At 40.2% G+C, this 3658-nt stretch carries 3 protein-coding genes and 1 pseudogene; all 4 read left to right on the top strand.

Translation table 11 applies throughout. The features are described from left to right. A partial coding sequence (locus GXZ13_07700) for a hypothetical protein (GenBank protein NLX75687.1) occupies positions 1-198 on the top strand: 198 nt, incomplete at its 5' end. A 532-nt stretch (positions 199-730) separates the two neighbouring features. Continuing rightward, positions 731-2272 (top strand): annotated as a pseudogene (locus tag GXZ13_07705) (IS21 family transposase). Continuing rightward, positions 2269-3021 (top strand): ATP-binding protein, encoded by a 753-nt coding sequence (locus GXZ13_07710; GenBank protein NLX75688.1) that lies wholly within the window; start codon positions 2269-2271, stop codon positions 3019-3021. Before GXZ13_07705 ends, GXZ13_07710 begins: the two are co-directional and overlap by 4 nt. Then, entirely contained in the window at positions 3018-3239 is a 222-nt protein-coding gene (locus GXZ13_07715; protein ID NLX75689.1) for a hypothetical protein, read from the top strand. The genes GXZ13_07710 and GXZ13_07715 overlap by 4 nt, the downstream gene beginning before the upstream one ends. The last annotated feature ends 419 nt before the right edge of the window (positions 3240-3658 follow it).

Genomic DNA, 3658 nt, shown 5'->3' on the forward strand with positions numbered 1-3658 from the left:
GTACATAACAATGCGGTAAAAGGTGCTATCATTGCTAGAGACCAAAATGAACTTTCACATGTTGTTATTATAAGTAATGAAGGGTTTACCAAAAGAGCTAAAGAGACTGCAAGGAAAAATGGTGCAAGATTAATAGATATAAATGATTTTAGTGGATTTAGAAACAAAGTAAGTGGAATTTTAATAAACCTTTTTTAATTTTAATATTTTATATCCTTAGTCTACGTTTATAGTTTTAATCTAAGTAATAAATCAGAGAAAATTACTAGTTGTTTGTTTGCTACCGTCTGTTTCCCAGGGTTTTCAGACAGGGTTGTAGGGAAAATAGTGACAAATCTTGACATTAAAAAAGCCTTGGAATTTCAACCTTCAAAGGCTTTTATTCTGGTCGGAGTGACAGGAATCGAACCTGCGACTTCTTGAACCCCATTCAAGATTCTTATCAAGTTGAAGCTTTATATGTTCATGCTATTAGAGTATTTGAGTATTGCCACGGTAGAGAGCCACTAAGGTCATCTTTAGAGCCACCCAGGGCCATAAATAGAGCCAGCTGAGTATTGCGGAGGAAAAGAGCCAGGAGTGCGGAGATTAGGGCCAGTGAATGCATCGAATGGAGCCAGCTAGTGCGGACTGGGGAGCCAGTAAAATTTAATATAAAAAGTAATAACCTTCTGTATAATTGTTACTATGCCGTCATCAGGTAGGCAAAATTATAGAGGAGGTTTTTTTAATGGTTCAGTACCGAAAAATCCTGGTGCTTCATTTCAAGGGGGTATCCCAGCGCACCATAAGCTCAAGCGTGGGAAGCTCTAGAAATACGGTTTCAAAGATTATTAAAAGATAAAAAAATCTTGGTTTAACAGAACTAACAGACACTACTACAGATAGCTTTCTCAATGAATTTCTTTTTCCAGAAAAGCAGGCAATTGAGAGGGGATACTACCCTGCGGATTGGGAAAAAGTTCATAAGGAGCTAGGTCGAAAGAATGTAACTTTAAAACTTCTGCATTTAGAGTATAGCTCAGAAGCTAGAGACTACGGAAAAATTCCCTACGCCTATAGGACATTTGCTGAGAAATACACAAAGTATGCCAAAAAGTATAAGGCCACCATGCCCATAAGAAGAAAACCCGGAGAACTTCTTGAGGTGGACTGGGCTGGTTCAACACTATCAATACATGAAAGAGCTAGCGGAAAAGATCTAGAGGTTTATGTCTTTGTCGCCACCCTTCCCTATAGCCAGTACAGCTATGTGGAAGGCTTTCTTGATATGAAGTCTGAGAGCTGGCTAACCGGTCACATAAACGCCTTTGAGTACTTCCAGGCCGTTCCTGAGGCAGTGGTTCCAGACAACCTAAGGACAGGTGTAACAAAGTCATCAAAAAGCGAGCCTCTATTAAATGAAGCTTACAGGGAACTAGCTGATTACTATGGCACCGTTATAATTCCCGCTAGAGTAAAAAAACCAAAAGACAAGCCCAGTGTAGAAGCTACTGTGGGCTTTGTATCAAGGCAGATAATAGCTGCACTAAGAAACTACCAGTGCTTTGATCTTTATGAACTTAATAGGGAAATTTGGAAGAAACTAGATGAAATAAATACGGAAGCTTTTCAGAAAAGACCAGGATCTAGAAAACAGGTGTTTGACGAAGAGGAGAAGCACCACCTTCTACCTCTTCGAAACACTCGCTTTAAATTATCGGAGTGGAGAAGTGCTAAGGTTGACCTTAGTTACCACCTTCAAGTCGATAAGATGCACTACTCCGTCCCCTACGAATACATCCGAAGTGAGGTTGATATCCGCATCACTAAGGACTTGATTGAAGTATACTTCAACGACTATAGAATTGCATCCCACAAAAAGTTAACTGGAGCTATAGGGCAGCACTCTACGAACCCAGACCACATGCCTGATAACCATCGCCTCTTTCTAGAGCACACACCGGAAAACAGTAGGAAGTGGGCAGAGAAGGTAGGTCCTGAGATGCTCAGGCTAGTAGACACTCTTCTTGATCAGAATCCAGAGAAGAGAGCCCTTAATCTAATAATGACTCTAAAGGGGCTAGCTAGAAACCACTCCAAGGCAGATATGGAGAAAGCAGCTAAGGATCTTCTCCAGGTTTCATCTAGACCTATGGTTAGCGTCTATAAGACAATCCTAACTAGAAATAAGACTAGAGCCACTAATAAAAACGAGAAACTAGATGTCCCAGACAAAACTAGTTATAACTTTATTCGAGGAAAAGATTACTTTAGAGGAGAAGATAGATGAATAGTGAAACATTAAGAAAACTAAAAGAAATGAAGCTCAGCGCCATGGCTGAGGCCTATGAAGAGCAGCTTAATAGTAATGATTATAAGAATATGACCTTTGATGATAGGTTTAACCTCATGGTAGATCAGGAGTACTACAGGCGTAAAAACAATAAGCTCAAAAGACTAATAAAACAGGCAGGATTCAGTGAACCAGAGGCCTCTATTGAGGACATAGAGTACCACCCAGATAGAAAACTTGATAAAAACCTTATAATGGAGCTTGCCACTGGTAATTACATCCAAAAAGGTCTTAACATAATTCTTATGGGAGCATCAGGAAATGGGAAAACTTGGATTTCTAATGCCTTTGGTACCCAGGCTTGCAGGCAGCACTATAAGGTTAGGTATGTGAGACTTCCTGAACTGCTAGATGAATTCGCCCTAGCTAAAAATCAGGCCGATGGGAGCTTTAGAAAGCTAATAAAGAAATACAAAAAGGTGGATCTACTAATAATAGACGAGTGGCTACTAACCCCCATACCTGAAGATAGTGTCTACACAATCTTTGAAATAATCGAGGCCAGACTCAAAAAGTCTTCTACGATCTTTTGTTCACAAAAGGCTCCTGAAGGTTGGTATGAACAACTGGGAGATGCTTTAATAGCTGATGCAATCCTTGATAGAATTGTACACGACTCCTACAAAATCCTTATCGATGGCGAGATTTCTATGAGAGAGCGCCACGGACTGGGGGCCAGTAGATGATTCCTGAAGATGTAGAAAATCGTATCGCAAAGTTTTATTTCCATAACTACCTTCCCTGGGACATCATGGAAGAATTAGAAATGCTTTTACTTCCCTTTTATTTGCCCGACGGAGATAGGCAGAAGGATGAAATAATGGAGGAAGAAATAGCTGATGAGGTAGTGAAAATAGGAATAGAATTTCTGATGGCAGAATTAGAAAAAAGAAATAAAAGATAAACCTCTTGGGCCACTAGCACTGGTAATTAGTGCTAGCGGTCCTTATCAGGACCCACGCCGGCTCCCTGCAGGACCCTGGGTGGTTCTAAAGACGACTCTGGTGGCTTTATTTGAAGGCGATACTCAGAAGTGTCAACTCAAGAAAGACATCGATTAACCTATACAAAAAATAATCAATAAATAATCAAAAAAATAGAGCCCCGGCTTTCTTAGCCTGTGGCTCTGTCTTTTCGCACTGACTGGCTCCATGGCCCGCATTAGGTGGCGCTAATCTCCGCACTAGTGGCTCTATTTGAATGCAATACTCAAAAGTCATTTCAGCAAAGCTAGATTGGATAGCTGATAATTTTGAAATCAAATGAAAAAATCTTTCTAAAGCCCTAAATAATAGACTTGACTTTGTATCTGAGTATTGCCAC

The sequence above is a fragment of the Synergistaceae bacterium genome (assembly GCA_012728235.1).
Classification (GTDB): Bacteria; Synergistota; Synergistia; order Synergistales; family Synergistaceae; genus JAAYFL01.